Raw genomic sequence first — 1,314 nt, 5'->3', positions numbered from 1 at the left:
CACGACAGAGGCGATAAGCACCTCCACCGCTTTCAAACCGGCTTGCGATCTATCCGATGCAGGCGTCCATCCCAGTTGAAGCTCTGTTTCTCCCGCGATACGGGCGAGATAGATCAGCCAAGCCGTTACCAGGTATTCCGTGCGATCATGTGGCGCCAGTTTAGCCAAAGCACTTGGAATGAACCACGAGCTCGACTGCCATCTGTGCGGCGCTTCAGCCACGGACGCCGATAGAAAAGGAAGCTGCAATATTTTAAACTGCTCAAGCCGCTGTCGCCAAAAATCCTCTGAAGGCGCCAGCTTTTCATGGGCGGCAGTTATGCTCCGCGCCTGATCACCGCTCAAAATTGGCAGGCGATCACCTTCATCCAGATTGAAGTTCCTGGCGAGTGCTCGCGCGTCCAGCAGCTGACCATCGGGGCCGCCAAAGCAAACATCAACATCCTGCGCACCCGTCGCCACACGCCAGTGGCCGGAGTGGATTTCAAGCAGGGAACCCGCCGGAAGGCCCGAGCGTCGAGGCAACACCTCCAAGCGCCTGACTATGACAACGTCATCACCCACGAAAGCCTTGGGCAGACACAATCGATTGGGATTATACGGCCCAAAGTCTAGTGCACGGGTCATCGCTGACAAATCTCGCGCGGATCGATCCCATCGCAGACAGCCTGCCGCATCTGGGCGTCGACGTCTCGGAAAATAGCTTCTGTCGACTAGCGCCTGCGGACGAGCAGTAAGCTTTCCCTTCGCCAAGCCAGTTAAAAGCTCGCGGAAGCCCTCGACCGCGGCTTCATGACATCTGAGGTTCAAGCTCAACGCCGTGTCGGTGGGCGCAATTAACACTTGGCGCCTAACCACCAGCTCACCCGCATTAACACCATCATCGATACGATGCCACGTGATGGCATACTCGCTCTCCTGGGCCAGCAGCGCCCAGGACGTCGCGTGAGTTCCTGCATATCGTGGCAGTGGACCGTCGTGGTAATTGAAAGCACCTTGTCGGGCTCGCCCAAACATGTCCGGTGGCAATATAAGCGGATTGGCAACGGAGAAAATCCAATCCACCGGCTCCGCGTTCAGAAGAGAGCAGAGCTCGTCAACACTCGCAATACACGGGATATTGGCGCGAGCCGCCCAATCCGCGAATATAGCGTCGCCACATAGCACTACGCGAATGTCGTGGCCCACCTCCATTGCCAGCTGCGCGCAGCTGATAGCAAGCGTACCATTGCCAACAAAGACGCTGGAGGAGATTGATCGCGCTGCAGGTTGTGGCCTATCCCGATCGCCTGGTTCGCAAGCGCTTGCGCGCTC

Annotated in this window: 1 protein-coding gene; it reads right to left on the bottom strand. The window is 57.7% G+C overall.

The annotated features are described in order from the left end of the window. Nucleotides 1-1,188 (bottom strand): formyltransferase family protein (locus tag NKI72_RS35035; protein ID WP_352852256.1); only part of this gene is annotated, 1,188 nt, incomplete at its 3' end. Nucleotides 1,189-1,314 lie beyond the last annotated feature (126 nt).

Origin of the sequence: Mesorhizobium sp. M0437 (assembly GCF_040321335.1) — a bacterium.
Taxonomy (GTDB): domain Bacteria; phylum Pseudomonadota; class Alphaproteobacteria; order Rhizobiales; family Rhizobiaceae; genus Mesorhizobium.
The sequence above is the reverse complement of the archived record's forward strand: the minus strand, read 5'-3'. Positions and strand labels throughout refer to the sequence as shown.